The organism is Geobacillus subterraneus, assembly GCF_001618685.1.
GTDB classification, from domain to species: domain Bacteria; phylum Bacillota; class Bacilli; order Bacillales; family Anoxybacillaceae; genus Geobacillus; species Geobacillus subterraneus.
This window is the reverse complement of sequence record NZ_CP014342.1, coordinates 2,733,773-2,749,551: the sequence shown is the minus strand read 5'-3', so window position 1 is coordinate 2,749,551 and position 15,779 is coordinate 2,733,773. Positions and strand designations below refer to the sequence as shown.

At 53.1% G+C, this 15,779-nt stretch carries 16 protein-coding genes and 2 pseudogenes; 7 read left to right on the top strand and 11 right to left on the bottom strand.

All coding sequences use genetic code 11. The annotated features are described in order from the left end of the window. Positions 1 to 57: 57 nt before the first annotated feature. From GS3922_RS13465 to GS3922_RS13455, 3 genes are all read left to right on the top strand, one after another. Positions 58 to 600 carry an RNA polymerase sigma factor gene (locus tag GS3922_RS13465; RefSeq protein ID WP_063166753.1) on the top strand — a complete coding sequence of 181 codons (543 nt, stop codon included), beginning with the start codon at positions 58 to 60 and terminating at the stop codon, positions 598 to 600. Then, a complete protein-coding gene (locus GS3922_RS13460) occupies positions 593 to 1,336 on the top strand; it encodes a hypothetical protein (RefSeq protein WP_063166752.1) in 744 nt (247 codons plus the stop codon). The genes GS3922_RS13465 and GS3922_RS13460 overlap by 8 nt, the downstream gene beginning before the upstream one ends. A gap of 114 nt (positions 1,337 to 1,450) precedes the next feature. Continuing rightward, positions 1,451 to 1,768 (top strand): DUF3870 domain-containing protein, encoded by a 318-nt coding sequence (locus GS3922_RS13455; RefSeq protein ID WP_063166751.1) that lies wholly within the window; start codon positions 1,451 to 1,453, stop codon positions 1,766 to 1,768. 84 nt (positions 1,769 to 1,852) lie between these two features. On the opposite strand, the gene GS3922_RS13450 is transcribed toward GS3922_RS13455, so the two are convergent. Together GS3922_RS13450 and GS3922_RS13445 are read right to left on the bottom strand one after the other, a co-directional pair. After that, positions 1,853 to 3,052, bottom strand: a complete 1,200-nt coding sequence (locus tag GS3922_RS13450; protein ID WP_063166750.1) for an acyl-CoA dehydrogenase family protein — start codon at positions 3,050 to 3,052, stop codon at positions 1,853 to 1,855. 101 nt (positions 3,053 to 3,153) lie between these two features. Continuing rightward, positions 3,154 to 4,335: a CaiB/BaiF CoA transferase family protein gene (locus GS3922_RS13445; RefSeq protein WP_063166749.1), complete on the bottom strand. Its 1,182-nt coding sequence runs from the start codon at positions 4,333 to 4,335 to the stop codon at positions 3,154 to 3,156. A gap of 529 nt (positions 4,336 to 4,864) precedes the next feature. Between GS3922_RS13445 and GS3922_RS13440 the strand changes: the two genes are divergently transcribed. Then, complete coding sequence (locus GS3922_RS13440; RefSeq protein ID WP_063166748.1) at positions 4,865 to 5,695, top strand: glycosyltransferase family 8 protein; 831 nt, start codon at positions 4,865 to 4,867, stop codon at positions 5,693 to 5,695. Positions 5,696 to 5,917: 222 nt separating this feature from the next. Here GS3922_RS13440 and GS3922_RS13435 read toward each other — a convergent pair whose 3' ends face one another. From GS3922_RS13435 to GS3922_RS13425, 4 genes are all read right to left on the bottom strand, one after another. After that, positions 5,918 to 6,103: a YfhD family protein gene (locus tag GS3922_RS13435; protein ID WP_063166747.1), complete on the bottom strand. Its 186-nt coding sequence runs from the start codon at positions 6,101 to 6,103 to the stop codon at positions 5,918 to 5,920. 90 nt (positions 6,104 to 6,193) lie between these two features. Continuing rightward, a complete protein-coding gene (locus tag GS3922_RS17395; protein WP_013146323.1) occupies positions 6,194 to 6,322 on the bottom strand; it encodes a YfhE family protein in 129 nt (42 codons plus the stop codon). Between the two features lie 130 nt (positions 6,323 to 6,452). Then, positions 6,453 to 7,007: a GNAT family N-acetyltransferase gene (locus tag GS3922_RS13430; RefSeq protein WP_063166746.1), complete on the bottom strand. Its 555-nt coding sequence runs from the start codon at positions 7,005 to 7,007 to the stop codon at positions 6,453 to 6,455. Between the two features lie 269 nt (positions 7,008 to 7,276). Beyond that, complete coding sequence (locus GS3922_RS13425; RefSeq protein WP_063166745.1) at positions 7,277 to 8,170, bottom strand: TIGR01777 family oxidoreductase; 894 nt, start codon at positions 8,168 to 8,170, stop codon at positions 7,277 to 7,279. A 264-nt stretch (positions 8,171 to 8,434) separates the two neighbouring features. Here GS3922_RS13425 and GS3922_RS13420 point away from each other — a divergent pair. The 3 genes and pseudogenes from GS3922_RS13420 to GS3922_RS13410 all read left to right on the top strand — a co-directional run. Beyond that, positions 8,435 to 8,845 (top strand): annotated as a pseudogene (locus GS3922_RS13420) (zinc ribbon domain-containing protein); the annotation flags it as partial. A 116-nt stretch (positions 8,846 to 8,961) separates the two neighbouring features. Next, on the top strand, positions 8,962 to 9,792 hold the full coding sequence (recX, locus tag GS3922_RS13415) for a recombination regulator RecX (protein ID WP_063166744.1): 831 nt from the start codon (positions 8,962 to 8,964) through the stop codon (positions 9,790 to 9,792). Positions 9,793 to 9,841: 49 nt separating this feature from the next. Continuing rightward, positions 9,842 to 10,177 carry a YfhH family protein gene (locus GS3922_RS13410; protein WP_008881565.1) on the top strand — a complete coding sequence of 112 codons (336 nt, stop codon included), beginning with the start codon at positions 9,842 to 9,844 and terminating at the stop codon, positions 10,175 to 10,177. Between the two features lie 153 nt (positions 10,178 to 10,330). Here GS3922_RS13410 and GS3922_RS17390 read toward each other — a convergent pair whose 3' ends face one another. The 5 genes and pseudogenes from GS3922_RS17390 to fdhF all read right to left on the bottom strand — a co-directional run bounded on the left by GS3922_RS17390 (position 10,331) and on the right by fdhF (position 15,624). Next, on the bottom strand, positions 10,331 to 10,492 hold the full coding sequence (locus GS3922_RS17390; protein ID WP_020958680.1) for a YpzG family protein: 162 nt from the start codon (positions 10,490 to 10,492) through the stop codon (positions 10,331 to 10,333). 74 nt (positions 10,493 to 10,566) lie between these two features. Then, positions 10,567 to 10,727, bottom strand: a pseudogene (locus GS3922_RS13405) (small, acid-soluble spore protein K). A 122-nt stretch (positions 10,728 to 10,849) separates the two neighbouring features. Further along, positions 10,850 to 11,830, bottom strand: coding sequence for a metal-dependent hydrolase (locus GS3922_RS13400; RefSeq protein WP_063166743.1), 981 nt, complete (start codon positions 11,828 to 11,830; stop codon positions 10,850 to 10,852). A 349-nt stretch (positions 11,831 to 12,179) separates the two neighbouring features. Further along, positions 12,180 to 12,668 (bottom strand): helical membrane plugin domain-containing protein, encoded by a 489-nt coding sequence (locus tag GS3922_RS13395; protein ID WP_063166742.1) that lies wholly within the window; start codon positions 12,666 to 12,668, stop codon positions 12,180 to 12,182. After that, the gene (gene fdhF / locus GS3922_RS13390) at positions 12,661 to 15,624 is read right to left on the bottom strand and encodes a formate dehydrogenase subunit alpha (protein WP_063166741.1); all 2,964 of its coding nucleotides are present in this window, start codon (positions 15,622 to 15,624) and stop codon (positions 12,661 to 12,663) included. The genes GS3922_RS13395 and fdhF overlap by 8 nt, the downstream gene beginning before the upstream one ends. Positions 15,625 to 15,779: the final 155 nt, after the last annotated feature.

The window sequence follows — 15,779 nt, the reverse complement described above, 5'->3', positions numbered from 1 at the left end:
CGTTTGGCCGCTATCGCGGGTATATAAAGTGAAAACCCCTTTTCGGGAGGTGGAGAGATGGAGAGGGAGCTGATCGAGCGGATTCGGCACGGCGATGAAGGAGCATTCGCTGAATTGTATCAGCTTTACGCAGAATATGCTTTGCGCGTGGCAGCAGCGGTGACCGGAAGCAGTGCGAACGCGGCGGATGCTGTACAGGAAACGTTTATCCGCGTCTATGACCATATCGGGCGCTTTGACCCCTCTAGGCCGTTTCGGCCATGGTTTTACCGCATTTTGATCAATGAATGCCGGCGGTTTATGAAAAAACAGCGCGCTGTTGCCATCTTGAGCGAGGAGATGGGAGCTGCCGGTTTTCTGTCGTATGAAGAGCGTTACGCGTTTGCACAGTATGAAGAGCTGTACAAAGCGATCGGGCGGTTGAAGGAAAAGCAGCGTATTCCTATAGTGCTGAAATATTTGCAAGGATTCACCGATGAGGAAATCGCCGACATTCTCGATTTAAACGTCAATACTGTAAAATCGCGGCTGTTTAAAGCGCGCAGCCAACTAATGAAATGGATGAAAATGGAGGAGGAAAGGGGTGCGACAAATGGATGAGCGGAAATGGGACGAAATGATCCAAACGGCGTTGCTGTACGGAACGGATGAGGCAGCGGAGCAGAAAGAGGATGTATGGGTGCATCTTCGCTCCCGTATGGTAAAAGAGCGACGGAAACGCCGCCGTGTAGGCAGGTGGGTATGGCCGATGGCTTCCGTGGCGGCAACGGTTGTGCTGGCATTTTTGTTCACCGCCCCTGGCCAGGCGGCGATTGATCAAGTGAGGCAATGGTTTGCCTCGAAAAAAGTGATCACGGAGGAAATAGAAGGCCAAAAGGAACAAAAAGAGGTGACGTTGAACGAAGGGAAAGCCGGCTATATCATTTACATCGATGAAAGTATGTACCGGCTTGAAACAAAGAACGGGTACGACCGGATTGTGCCGCTTCATCAAGGGGGCGCCAACATTCCGCCGGTATATATGGAAATTCGTCAAGTGACGGACCGATCCCCAGAGATGGTGGCCGTCGAGCTAGAGCAGGAAGTAAAGGAGAAATACCCGGTCATCATTCAAACCGGAAAAGTGAACGAACCGGTGGATGGCTATGTGATTCACGGGGAAGCCGGGCATCAGTGGAATGACGAAGTCGTTAAATATTATGTTGTTCCAAACGGAAAAGGCGGCGCGTTTATTATTGAGCAACGGTATTTTGTTGAAGCGAGCGAAGGGCATGGCGCCCGGTTTGACTATATGGTAAAGCAGTTCCGCATGATCGATCAGCTACAGGAGGAATAACCCTTCGTCCTCAGCCAATTGTCAACAAAAAGGCAGGGAAAACGGCACGGGGCAGCGAAATAACATAGCAGATGACGCAGGAAACATCAGGCGAGAAGGAAAGAGGGAGAGCGGATGAAAACACAGTTTATCGCCGGCCATGCGCGACTGCCAGCCGGAATGGCGGCGAAAAGCCTTTACGATACGTTAACGATTACGGCGGAAATTGATAAAAAGTACGGAGTGATCGTTGAGGCGTCGTGCACCCTTGCCACTGAACACGGGCGCGACTATGTCGCCCGGCTGCTTCGCGGCCATTCGCTGCGCGACGGCATTGACGAGCTGTTGGCTGAGCTTGACGAGGGGTATTTAGGCAAAGCGCATTCCGCTCTTTGTGCGGCGCTGAAAGATTTGTACAAACAATTTTGCAAAATGGACGAGAAAGAACAATAGGCGGCTGCTCCTCATCGACGGATGAGGACAGCCGCGTTTTTGCGCGCGGCGGCGAGATGGGGCCGCCGTTGTTTCGCCGTTGTTTTAGTCCTCGTCTGGCCGCCATGCCGGCAATGTTTTGCGCAGCGGTTTGTCCTCGCGGTAGCCAAGCACATACTCCGCCTGCATGATCGTATGAATTTCGCGCGTGCCTTCGTATATGACCGGCGCTTTTGAGTTGCGCAAGTAGCGTTCGACCGGATATTCGTTCGAGTAGCCATAAGCGCCATGGACTTGAACGGCGTCATCGGCCGCTTGGTTGGCGTAGTCGCAGGCGATCCATTTGGCGAGCGATGTTTCCCGCGTGCAGCGGCGGCCTTCGTTTTTCAAAAATCCGACTTTGTAGACGAGCAGGCGGCTGATTTGCAGGCCGGCTTCCATGCGGGCGATCATTTGCTGAACGAGTTGATGGCGGCCGATTTCTTTGCCGAACGTTTTTCGTTCATGACAATATTTGACGCTCGCTTCCAAGCACGCCATAATGAGGCCGACGGCGCCGGCAGCGACGGTGAAGCGGCCGTTGTCAAGCGCGGACATGGCGATTTTGAACCCTTCACCTTCCTCGCCGAGCAAGTTTTCTTTCGGGACGCGGACGTTGTCAAAAAACAGCTCGCCTGTGTTGCCGGAGCGGATGCCAAGCTTCCCTTTAATCGGGCGCGACGAAAAGCCGGGCATTGTCCGTTCAACGATAAAAGCGGAAATGCCGCGATGCTTTTTCGATTTATCCGTATAGGCGAATACGAGGAAATGATCGGCGATATCAGCAAGGGAAATCCACGTTTTTTGTCCGTTTAAAATATAGTCATCGCCATCGCGGACAGCGGTCGTTTGAATCGAAGCGACGTCCGAGCCGGCGTTTGGTTCGGTCAGGCCAAACGCGCCGATTTTTTCCCCGCGGGCTTGCGGGACGAGATATTTTTGTTTTTGTTCTTCCGTTCCCCATTGCAGCAGCGTTAAGCTGTTGAGCCCGGTGTGAACCGAGACGGCGGTGCGGAAGGCGGTGTCGCCGCGCTCGAGCTCTTCGCAGACGATGGCGAGCGAGTTGTAGTCCATCCCCATGCCGCCATATTGCTCCGGAATGCAGACGCCCATTAAATTGAGCTCGGCGAGCCGTTTGAAAATGTTGCGGTCAAATGCGCCGCGCTCATCCCATTCTTTGATATACGGCATAATTTCTTTGTCGACAAACTTGCGCACCGTTTGCCGCAACATCTCTTGTTCCGGTGTAAAGTCGAAGTTCATCATCGTTTTGATCCCCCTATGCATGAATTTGTTGGTGAAAGATGATTGTATAAGTCAGCGCTTGCGGGCGCCAGCCGCTGCAAGAAGCAGTGATTCTCCATTGGTCATGGCGATTCGTTCTGTCCGCTTTGGGGCGCGTGCCCGTTTCGCCATCCGATTTCGGCTTCGCCGTTATGCTCGCCGGCGAGCGGCGGCGGCAGCCGGTAGGATACGGGTGTTCCGGATAGCTTGAGCGGACTGGCGACAAGCGGGAGCGGACCGACGGTCGGATGGTGCATGGTGACTGTCATTTCGCGCGCTGCCGTTTGCGGATGGCGAAACAGTTCGTCCAGCGTCTGCACCGGGCCGCACGGGATGCCTTTCTCAGCGAGCAGGCGCTGCCATTCCGCCCGCGTCCGTTGTTTGATCTCCTCGTTCAGCCGCCGGTTGAGTTCGTCGCGGTGGGCGACGCGGCCCGGGTTCGTCTGGAAGCGCGGATCGGCCCCGATCGAACGGTCGGACAATAATGAACAAAGCGCTTGAAACTGCCGGTCATTGCCGATAGCGATGACGATCGGACCGTCACTTGCCTCGTACGTTGAATACGGAACGATGTTCGGATGTTCATTACCAAGCGGCTTTGGAACGTCGCCGGATAATAAGTAATTGGCGGCGACATTGACCAGCGCGCCGATCGCGCAGTCAAAGAGCGATAGGTCGATTTTTTGCCCGCGTCCCGTTTTTTCGCGGGCAAGCAACGCCGCTTCAATGGCGATGGCAGCGTACAGGCCGGTAAATACATCGGTAACGGCTACGCCGACCTTAAGCGGACCGGTGTCCGGGGCGCCGTTAATGCTCATCCAGCCGCTCATCGCTTGAATGATGTAGTCGTAGCCGGCGAGCGGGGCAAGCGGCCCGGTTTCGCCGAACCCGGTGATCGAGCAATAGATGAGGCGCGGATTCAGCCGGGACAGCGCTTCATAGCCAAGCCCCCATTTGTCCATCGTTCCGGTTTTGAAATTGTGGATGACGACATCGGCTGTTTCCGCCAGGCGGAAGACCGTTTTTCTCCCTTCCTCCGTTTTTAAATCGACGGTCATGCTCCGCTTATTGCGATTGACGGCTGTATAGTAAGCGCTCATGCCATTTTGAAACGGCGGCCCCCAAAACCGGGTGTCATCCGATCCGCCAGGCGCCTCGATTTTGATGACATCGGCCCCTAAATCGCCTAAAATCATCGTCGCGTATGGACCGGCCAACACGCGTGACAGGTCGAGAACACGCACGCCATCGAGCGCTCCTCCCATCGGATTCCCTCCTTTCTTTCACATGCAAAAAGCCGGTTCCTTGCAAAAAGTGCGAAACAGGAACCGGCTCAAGCGGACTGAGGGGGCATCCCGGCGCGGAGATGCCGTCAGACCGCACAGTTCTTTTTTGGTGACGGTGATATGAAAATGAACGCAGTCAACCGACGTTGCCTGATAGGCAGCGGGACGAACAGATGGCGCGGCCGTCTGGTCTGCACAAGCGGCCAAGCTGGCAGGAGACAGCTCGCTATCGTTATTATAAAATTTTATTGGATAATTGTAAATAGTCTAAATATTAATCCTGGAAAATATGTGACGGCAAAATTGGTTAGGGAGACAGCAAAGATGCGTTTCACTGTGCTGACGGCATAGGAGTTGATCCCCTTTTTCAAACAAAAGGAGAGGCGGCCGATTGCAGCGGGCGGCAAGAAAACATCGCTGGCTGAGACCAAAAGCGCGCAACATTCGCCTGTATCTATATATAATTGTAAAGAAAGGGGAAACGATGACGCAAAGGAAGTGATGGTGCATGTTCCGCATTTTAGTGACGACAGACGCTAATTATCTTCCGCCGTTGAAAGTGCTCATGCGTTCGTTATTTTGCAATAATCGGCGCCCGTTTACGTTTTATTTGCTTTATTCGCGCATTGCGGAGGAGGAGATCCGGGCGCTTAGTGATTTCGTGCGCAAGCAAGGGCATGAACTGGTGCCGATTTATGTCGACCCGCAACTGTTTCATGACGCTCCGGTGTTTCGCCACTATACGGCCGAGATGTATTACCGGCTGGCGGCCCATTTGTTTCTGCCTTCGGATGTCGAGCGTGTATTGTACCTTGACCCGGATATTGTCGCCATTAACCCGATCGATGAGTTGTATGAGATGGATTTTGAAGGGAATTGGTTTATCGCTGCCGAACATACACATTCCACGAAAGTGGCCAACTTGTTCAACAAACTTCGGTTAAAGACGCCGAATGCCAAAGGCTATTTCAACACAGGCGTAATGATGATGGATATAGCGATGATGCGGCAACACGTCCGGCTAGAGGAGATTTACCAGTTCATTCGCGACAACCGGTTTAAGCTTGTCCTCCCGGATCAAGACGTGCTTAACGGGCTGTATTGGGACAAAATCAAACCGGTCGACGGCTACCGCTACAATTACGATGCCCGTTACTATGACCTTTTACAGCTGTTGCCGAATCCAAAGCATGACTTGTCTTGGATTGAGGAGCATACGGTCTTCATTCATTATTGCGGTAAAGAAAAACCATGGAAGCCTAATTACAAAGGGGAGCTCGGACTGTTTTACAGGCGATACAGCCAAATGCTCGAGTTGGAAGGGGAAACGATAGTGTAACCGGTTGAGACAATGGGAGTGATCTTCAATTCCAAAGGAACGTTTCTGACTGCCAGCGAGGGCGGAAGGGGAATGGCAGGCACGCGGCAAATGAATCGCTAAGGAGAAAAGATCGTATGGTTTGCTTTCGGGCATAGGGGATGATCCGCAAAACGTCTGCATGTCAACAAAGTGCCCACGTCATAGGAAAAGGTGCCCCGTTAAGCGGGACACCCTGTTCGGTTACCGTTTGCGTTCTTGCCGGCGGATGCCAGCTGCTGCAGCGCGCGCTTGCGCCTCGAGGTCTTCATGGTCGGCAAATTCTTCGGAATACTCGACGTCAATGCCGTCGGATTTCAGTTGTTTCGGCACCTGCGGCAAAGTCGCCTTGTTTTTGTCACGTGCCCGTTGTCCGCGAGATCGGCCCATCGTCCATGCCCCCTATCGAAAAGTGGTGAATCGTACGATTCATTCATTAGGATGGCAAGGACAAAGCGGTTGTATAAATAGCAATCGTTTCTAATGGCGCGCCTTTTTAGCCGTATACCCGCCTGCTTGGTCGGCCATTTTAAAATCGCGGGCATAGCTCACTTCCTGGGCGCTTGTCAGCGTATGTTTTGCTTTTTCGCGTTTTCGTTTTTCCGCCATCGCTCGTTCCCTCGCTTTGCATCAATATTCCTTCAGTTCCATTTTGGACGATATGAGCCGCTTTTATGCATAAAAAAGAGGATGTCCGGACGGACAGCCTCTTTTTGGATCGTCATGCGGCCTCCCGCGCTTACGCCTCTTTTCGTTGTTCCTCTTCAAGTGTGAAGGAGGGATGGCGCATCGTATAAAGCGTATAGTTGTCTTTCGTAATTTCATACAAATTGTACACGTCCGCCCCGATTTGCTCGAGCAGCGCCCGCCGCGTTTCATTGGCTGGCGCCACATATGGCAGCTTTTCCGCCGCTTTAATCGAGCGAACATTGACTTTGCGGATGCGCAAAAATACCGTTTCGATGGAAAGTTCATAAAATAGTTCATGGAAAAACGCCTCTTTGGCGCGCCGGTTGTAGCCGAGCCCGTGGTACGGTTTGCCAAGCCACGTCCCTAAAAAGCCGGCGCCATCTTCGATATCAAAGAGGCTGATCGTGCCGATCGGGTTTCCCCATTCGTCCAAGATCGTGCGCGAAATGAGCTCGCCGCGTTCTTCCGCTTCAATGAGCTGTTTCGTCATAAACAAAAACTCTTCGTACGAGCCGGCTTTCTGGCGCACAAAAGGGAAGACATCCGGGTGCACCATCAGCTCATACAGCGCATGGCAGTCTTGCAGCTCGCGTTTTTTCAGCATGGCCAATCCCTCCTTTGGATACCGAGGGCAGCCTCCTAGCAGGAAACCACCCTCGAAATTTTTTTATTAAAACTTCATTAAAAAAATTTCGGGGTGGGAATCGAACCCACTAGAACCAGCGCGAGCGCTGGTGGCGCACCATTTGCCTTCCCTTTATTCCTATCCGTATGCGGTTATAAACAACAACTGCCCTGAGGTCTTCTTTATCATACACGATTAGATGTAAAAAGGGAATTGCTTTTTTGTTAATTTTTTTTGGATATTTTTTGTCAGCTTTGCGGCAAAAACAAATCCGTGAGACCATCTTCTAACGTTGGAAATGAAAAGCGAAACCCGGCTTGCAGCAGCTTTTCTGGAATGACGCGTTGCCCGTCCGTAACAAGCATGCTCATTTCGCCGAGGAGAAGGCGAAGTGCTGCCGCAGGAACCGGAAGCCAGTGCGGGCGGCGAAGCAGGCGGGAGACCGTACGACCGAACTCGTCCATTTGCACCGGATGGGGCGCGGTGAAGTTGACCGGACCCGACAGCTTGTCATGTTCGATGGTATAAGCGATTGCACGGACGACGTCCTTAAGATGAATCCATGACAGCCATTGCCGTCCGCTGCCGACCCGGCCGCCGATGAACAAACGGTAAGGCATGACCATCATCGGCAAGGCGCCGCCGTGGCGGGCGAAGACGACGCCAAACCGGGCGTAGACGGTGCGGATGCCGAGCTGTTCGATTGGACGGGCCGCTGCTTCCCACGCTCGGACCGTTTTCGCGAGAAAATCAGCCCCATACTCGTCCGTTTGCTCGGTGAACATAGCGGAGTCGGAGGTGCCGTAAACGCCGATGGCGCTCGCGTTAATAAACAGCGCTGGGCGTTTAGATAGCGTGTGGATATACTTAACCATTGCTTCGGTAGTCTGAAGGCGGCTGTCAACAATCACGGCTTTTTGTTTCGCCGTCCAGCGCTTTCGGTTGAGCGGCTCGCCGGCCAAGTTCACGGCCACATCGATGGAGTCCGGTTTTCGGCTGTCGTTGAAGGAAAGGTAATGGATATTGCCGTTAGAAGGCTGTGGAGAGCGGGTGAAAATATAAACGTCATGCCCTTGTTCAGAAAAGTAGCGGGCGAGCGCCTGACCGATGAGCCCGGTTCCGCCATTGATGGCAATGTGCACAGTTTTTCCTCCTTTATCTTAATTAGGCGAGAAGACTCCCACTTCGACGAAGCGAAGCGGAGTAAGTGGGAGATGAATCGCCTTAACTATATTTTGCTGAAAATAGGATAGATTCAGTAAAATATAGTATCATATAGTTAGATGGGAGGTGAAAACATGTATTTTTGTATCAAACAACAGCTAAATGGTTTGACCAAAGAAGAATACTTGACTCTTCGAGAACTGTGCCATATTGCCAAGAACATGTACAACGTCGGATTGTAAATTGGCAAACTTGTCATTGGCTATGCGGAAACATTACAACGCAATATTAATCTAGGAAAAAAGACAAATCAAAACTTTGTCAATATTCCTCTCGGTAACATAAAAGAAAAATTAGAATATCTTTGTGAATTTTACGGCATTGAATTCTTGAAACAGGAAGAATCATATACGTCTCAAGCCAGCTTTTTTGACGGCGATGAGATTCCTGAATATAATGCCGACAATCCAAAAGAATATAAGTTCAGCGGCAAACGTATTAAGCGCGGCTTGTATCGAACAAAGTCTGGCAAACTAATTAATGCTGATGTCAATGGCGCATTAAACATTTTAAAGAAAAGTAAAGCTGTAGACCTGAGTGTCTTATGCTCTAGCGGCGAAGTGGACACGCCTCAAAGAATAAGGATTGCTTGAAGCAGTCAAACTTCTTTGGAAGCCCCCACTTCAAATTTTCGCTAGAAAATTAAGTGGGGGTAGTTCACGTCGAGAATTCCTCTCTATGGTAAGATAAAGGAGAGGAGGAACGAAAGATGGGGACGATTGTCGACATCGCTGTGACAAAGGAAAACGCCGAGCGGTTTACGATCGTCATTCACCGCGATGATGAGACGCCGTTAAAACTGACGGTCGACCAAGATGTCTTGCTCGAGTTCCGTTTGAAAAAAGGGATGATCATCGATGATGACCTTCTTCGCGATATCGTCTATGCCGATGGAGTAAAAAAAGCGTACCAGCAAGCGCTCTATTTTTTGGCGCATCGGATGCGCTCGGAGCATGAAATTATCGGGCACTTAAGAAAAAAAGGCGTCGCCGACCCGGTCATTGAGGAAGTGCTCAGGAAACTTCGCGCCGAGCGGTATGTCGATGATGAGGCGTTCGCTGCCGCTTACGTGCGCACGCAAAAAAACACATCTGCCAAAGGCCCACGCCTCATCCGAGCCGAACTTGAGCGGCTTGGCGTACCCGCGTCTGCGATTGAACAAAGTTTAGACGAATATCCGTTCAGCGAACAAGTTGCGGCGGCCCGCTCGCTTTACGAAAAAGCGAAAAAACAACGGCGGGCAGAGTCGGCCCGCGCCTTTTTGGAGAGAGTAAAGCAGCAGCTGGTGCGCAGGGGGTTTTCTCCTGAAGTCACCGCCGTCGTCCTAGCGGATGAGAGGAGCGGCACCGAGGAGGAAGAGCGGGAGGCGCTGCACATTCAGGCAGAAAAGATTCATCGCCGCTATGCGCATCACCCGCGCCCGCTTTATGAGCAAAAAATGCGCCAAGCTCTTTACCGGAAGGGGTTTTCGCTTGCTTTGATCGACGAATGGCTGCGCAGGCAAGATGATGACCGGTGGCCGCCGCGGCCAAAAAGCTGAAAAAGGGCTGTTTCACCGTTGAAAAAAGAAAAAAGGGAGATGGTCCAACATGCTTAAAGAGGAACAAAAACGGTATAGCGAAATGACAAAAGAAGAACTGCAGCAAGAAATCGCCGTCTTAACGGAAAAAGCGCGCAAGGCGGAACAGATGGGCATGGTGAACGAATACGCTGTTTATGAGCGGAAAATCGCTATGGCGCGAGCGTATATGATGAATCCAGCTGATTTTCAGCCCGGGGAGATCTATGAAATCGAAGGGGCGCCGGGGGAGTATTTTAAAGTGCGCTATTTAAAAGGGGTGTTTGCTTGGGGATGGCGGCTGAAAGGAAACGGAGAGGAGGAAGCGCTGCCGATCTCGTTGCTGCGAAAGCCGAACTTGCCGTAAGGGGAGAAATACTGTTTGATCGGCTCGGAGGAAGGCGGGAGGGTTGACGCCCGAAAGCACGCCTCTTCTGCTATTGCTGGGCGGCAGGCGGCATGGAAGGCAGGCTGAGGTTCGAAAGGAAAAACCTAGGGGATGGCCCCTAGGTTTTTTCGGCTATGACTGCTTGCGCGTCTGCCGTTCTAAAATGATGAGGTCGAGCGTTTGTTGCGTTTCGCCGTTTACTTGCGAATGGGCATGCTTCGGGTTGGCCCATGGCTGTTGAAACGGATTGGAGTAAAAGTTGTCATAAAACGCCTTGCGCCGATGGTGACCCATGACTGTTCACCTCGCTGCGGAATATGCCGCGGAACATGGCAGATGGCGCCATGCTCCCGCGGTTTTGTTCACGATTAAAAGAAGTCGCTTCGTTCCCCCGAGGCGCGCATCCGTTCTTGCGGGTGGTGTTGGTCGTGCCGTCAGCCCGTTTTGACGCATAATCGGCTTTGGCGCGCGGCTCGCCTTCGAACTTGTTGTTGTTTTGATTCGGGAAGTTGTGCTCCTTATTCCGCACGGCACATTCCCTCCTTATGGCGTGCTCGTGTTGGATGACCAACACGTATTTTTATTATGGGATCACCGCGCGCGCTTATGTATGCAAATTGTTGGGACAAACAGAGGCGCTGGCGGCCATTGTCAGTTTGGAGCGAGCTCGAGTTTTTTTCGCAGCCTTCCTTCGCTGAAAATCCATCCGGTGTATGAGCTGACAATACGGAGGTTGCGGTCAAGCTGAACGACAGCAACGAACGGATAATATCCTTTGCTCCGGTAGCGCAAGTCGGTAAAGCGCACTTCGTAATAGTCGTCATACTCATTCATTTCCCAACGGTATACCGGGGAAAAGGATAAAAAAGCGGCGACATTTTCATCGCGTTTCGCCGCATTCATGACCGGGTGGTCGGGAAGCGGCCGCTTTTGGAAACGATCGAGAATGAAAAGGTGGCCGCGTTTGGCGCGGGCGACATAAAATTCGTTGTCTGTTGAAATGGCTAAGTGCCATTCGCGCGGCCGCCATGTCGGCACGGTGATGATCTCGGTCACGCCGTCGAGCGAGGCGCGGACGAGCCGTTTTATGTTCGCCTGCTGGCGGAAGCGAAGCGCGTAATACGCGGCGACGAGCACATAGATGGCGAAAAACATATAACCGGGGTGGAGGCCGAGAAACAGCCCGCCAATTCCGAGCAAATGGAGCGCAAAAATGATTGGATCAAACGTATGAACGACGCCAAGGGCGATCCATTTTTTCGTGAACGGGCGCAACGCTTGCGTCCCGTAAGCGTTAAAAATATCGACAAACACATGAAAAGCGACAGCGGCGAACGTCCAAAGCCAAACGCGGAGCCAATCCGTATCCGGATAGACGGCGATCATCACGCCGACGATCAACAGCGGCCAAAGAACGACGGCAGGAATCGAGTGGGTCACGCCGCGGTGGTTGCGAATATATTTGGCGTTATTGCGCAACTTTAAAATCGTATCAATATCCGGCACTTGCGAGCCGGCGAGCGCGCCGATCAGTACGGCGTGGGATAAGAGCGGGTCGTGGGCGATGACGGGATCAAGCGAGGCAAGACTGCCGAGCGCCACTCCCATTAAAACGTGTGTGCCTGTATCCAACGTCAAGGCGCCTCCTTTATCAGCGTCGTTTGTTAGTATATCCCGCCCGGAGCCCGGTCAATAACCGTCCTGTTGAAGGGGGAAGGGCGGGCGGCGGAGCAAATAATGGTATGGCTAGTGTACCACATGATGCCGCCGGCTAGCGAGGGGCAGAATGACTAAATTGACATCGATTGTTGCTGCGGACATCCGGAGGGAAGAGAAGATGCCTGAGCGGACAGCTTTAACGAAACGAAAAGCGCCCCGCACCTGGCGGGACGCCTCGCTCGTTTCTGCTCGTTGACCGGGTCGCTGTCCATTCGTTCAGCGGCCCATTTGTTCGCTGCTATGTTGTCCGCCGCTCAATTGGTCAGCTGTCATTTCTAAGCCGTTGGCCGATCGCCTTAAGTGCGGACAGGAAAAAGTGGACGGCGCGGTTGATATCCGGGTCGTTGAGCGCCTTAAACAAGTCGAACAGTCCGACTTTTTTCGGTTCGACCGAGGTCTCTTCGTAGGCCTCGATGGCACCGGAGGCGATATGTTCAAGCAGCTTGGCCGTCCGCTCAGGGTCGAGCGAGGCGGCGAGGCCGGCCAAGGCGAACGCGTGGTTCACCATCGTTGTCACCGGCTTTTGGTTGAGCTGGCCGACGACGATTTTCGCTACGTCTTCCCGCGCTTTTAATAGGGCGTTGGCGGCCTCAAGCAGGCCGCTTTCATGCAGCTGCTCGATGAGCGTCAAGAGCTCGCGGACTGCCTCTTCGCTGTCGCCGACGGCCGCTTTTAGTTTCGCCAGCGCTTCGGCCCGCTTTTCTTCCTCGGTCATCTGGCGTTTTTGAATGGCGGTAATCGGTTTAGCCACCGATTTTCACCCCCTTTTCCGCTTCTGTGAGCGGCACGTAATCGCGGCGTTGCCATTTCCGCTCGACCTCGACGCCGTTTTGCGGATGACGCTGTTTAAAGCGCGGGTTTGTGCGCGGCAGCGGTGTTTCTCCCGACCGTTCAAGCACTTCCATACGGACGCGGGCTTGTTTATACGCCGGTGTGTTCGTGCGATGGTCGGTTTGCGGACCGGTCAAAATGTTAATGGCGCTCTCATTGGCCGTTGAGTGCATCGGCAAGAACAGCTCATTGCCTCTGACCCGGTCGGTGACGAGCACGCGCACGTTGACGCGGCCGTACGGCGAGATGAGCCGGACAAGCGCCCCGTCGCTAATGCCGCGCTCGTTGGCGAGTTCCGGCGACACTTCAACGAAAATGTCCGGAAACTTGCGCTGGATGCCTTTTGATTTGTACGTCAAGTTTCCTTCGTGGAAGTGCTCAAGCAGCCGGCCGTTGTTGACGAGCAAATCGTACTCTTCCGGGTATTGCACCGGTTCGACCCAATCGGCCAGCGCAAAGCGGGCTTTGCCGTCCGGGAAGTTAAACCGCTCTTTGTACAGAAGCGGCGTATCAGCGCCGTCATAGCTGCCCCAGCATAAGCTGTTCCAGCCCTCGAGCCGATCGTAATGCGCCTGCGAATAGAGCGGGGCGAGGCTGGCGATTTCATCCATCACTTCACTCGGGCCGGCGTAATTCCAATCGGCGCCAAGCCGTTTGGCAATTTCTTGGATAATCCACCAATCCGGTTTGGAGTCGCCAAGCGGCTCAAGCGCTTGGTAAAACCGTTGGATGCGGCGTTCGGTGTTCGTGAATGTTCCTTCTTTCTCCAAGTTCGGCGCCGCCGGCAAGATCACATCAGCAAATTGTGCCGTTTTGGATAAGAAAATGTCTTGGACGATGACAAAGTCAAGTTTCGCCAACGTCTCTTGCACGTGGTTGGCGTTGCAGTCGACAAGCGCCATATCTTCGCCGACGATATACATCGCTTTTAGTTCGCCGCGTTCAGCCGCTTCAAGCATTTGAATGTTGTCAAGGCCCGGCTTTGCATCGATGCGGACGCCGTACGCTTTTTCAAATTTCGCGCGCGCCGCGTCATCGGTCACATGTTGGTACCCAGGCAGCCAGGAAGGAAGCGATCCCATGTCACAGGCGCCTTGGACGTTGTTATGGCCGCGCAATGGGAACGCGCCGGCGCCCGGACGCCCGTAGTTGCCGGTTGCAAGCAGCAAATTGGAGATCGCTGCCGATGTGTCGCTGCCCCCCGTATTTTGCGTCACGCCCATGCCCCAAAGGACGCATGTGCCGTCCGCTTCGTGAATCATTTCGGCAATGCGGATGAGATCGGCTTTGGCGATGCCGGTTGTTTGTTCGGCATAGTCGAGCGTATAGTTTTCAAGCAGCTGTCGGAATTCATCAAAGAAATGGACGCGTTCACGAATGAACGTTTCATCGTGCCAGCCTTGGTCGATGATGTATTTCGTTACCGCCATCAGCCACACTTGGTCGGTGCCTTGTTTCGGGCGGATGAACAAATCGGCCCGCTCAGCCATTTCGTTGCGGCGCAAGTCAGCGACAATCAGTTTTTGGCCGAACAGCTTATGCGCCCGTTTGACGCGGGTCGCAATCACCGGATGCCCCTCGGCAGGGTTGGCGCCGATGATGATGACCAAGCCGGCGGAAGCGATGTCATGAATCGTGCCGGAATCGCCGCCCATCCCGACCGTGCGGAACAAGCCGTCCGTCGCCGGCGATTGGCAATAGCGCGAACAGTTGTCGACGTTGTTCGTTTCAAATACTTGCCGCGCCAACTTTTGCATTAAATAGTTTTCCTCGTTGGAAATTTTCGATGAGGAAATGAAGCCAATGGCATTGCCGCCGTATTGTTGCTTAATGGCGCCAAGCTTTTCTGCGACCAAGTCGAGCGCTTCATCCCATGTCGACTCGACGAACACGTCGCCTTTACGGATGAGCGGCTTCGTCAGGCGCTCTTCGCTGTTGACAAAATCCCAGCCGAATTTTCCTTTGACGCATGTGGAAATCGCGTTGACCGGCGCTTCAGAAACAGGCTGGATTTTTAAAATCTTGCGCCCTTTCGTCCACACTTCAAACGAACAGCCGACGCCGCAGAACGTGCAGACCGTTTTCGTCTTTTTGATCCGCTGTTCGCGCATCGCCGCCTCAATTTCAGAAATGGCGAAAATGCTCGTGTAATTTGGCTCGACTTCTTTGACAAAGTCGATCATTGGGCTCAAAACTTCTTGATCCAAGCCGGTCATAAACCCGGCTTCGCCAAGCATCGATTTTTCCATTAAGGCGTTGCACGGGCAAACGGTGACACAGTGCCCGCAGCTGACGCACGACGATTCGTTGATCGGCACGCCGCCATCCCAAACGACGCGCGGCCGTTCTGCTTCCCAGTCAATCGAGAGCGTTTCGTTTACTTGCAAGTTTTGGCATGCCTCCACACACTGCCCACAGGCGATGCATTGGTTCGGGTCATAGCGGTAAAACGGGTGCGACATATCCACCTCGGATGGGTCGACTTTCGGACGGTACGGATATGTTTGATGTTCGATTTGCATCATTTCCGCTGTGTTGTGCAGCTTGCAGTTGCCGTTGTTGTTGTCACACACCGTACAGTATAAAAGGTGGTTTTCCAAAAGGCGGTCCATCGCTTCTTTTTGCGCCGCCTTCGCCCGCGGTGAGCCGAGCTCGACGACCATGCCGTCTTCCACTAGCGTTGAACAGGCGCGAAGAAGCGTGCCGTTGACTTCAGCGATGCACGTATCACACGTCCGAATGGCGCCAAGCTCCGGCGTGTAACAAACTTGCGGGTGCGAAAGACCGTGCTCGTTGACGGTTTCTAAAATCGTCATCCCTTGTTTGGCGCGGTACGTGCGTCCGTTGATGGTTAATGTCACCATTGGTGCTTCCATCATCGCTCCTCCTTTGCAAAATAAAAACTCCACCAACGATGAGACTCGTGCTTCATCGTGGTGGAGTAGTTCTTTAGCACGGCGATACTAAACAACCAATCCAATGTTTGCTAGAGTCGTAGAAAAATAACAAGGAGACCCTTATTATTTTTCCA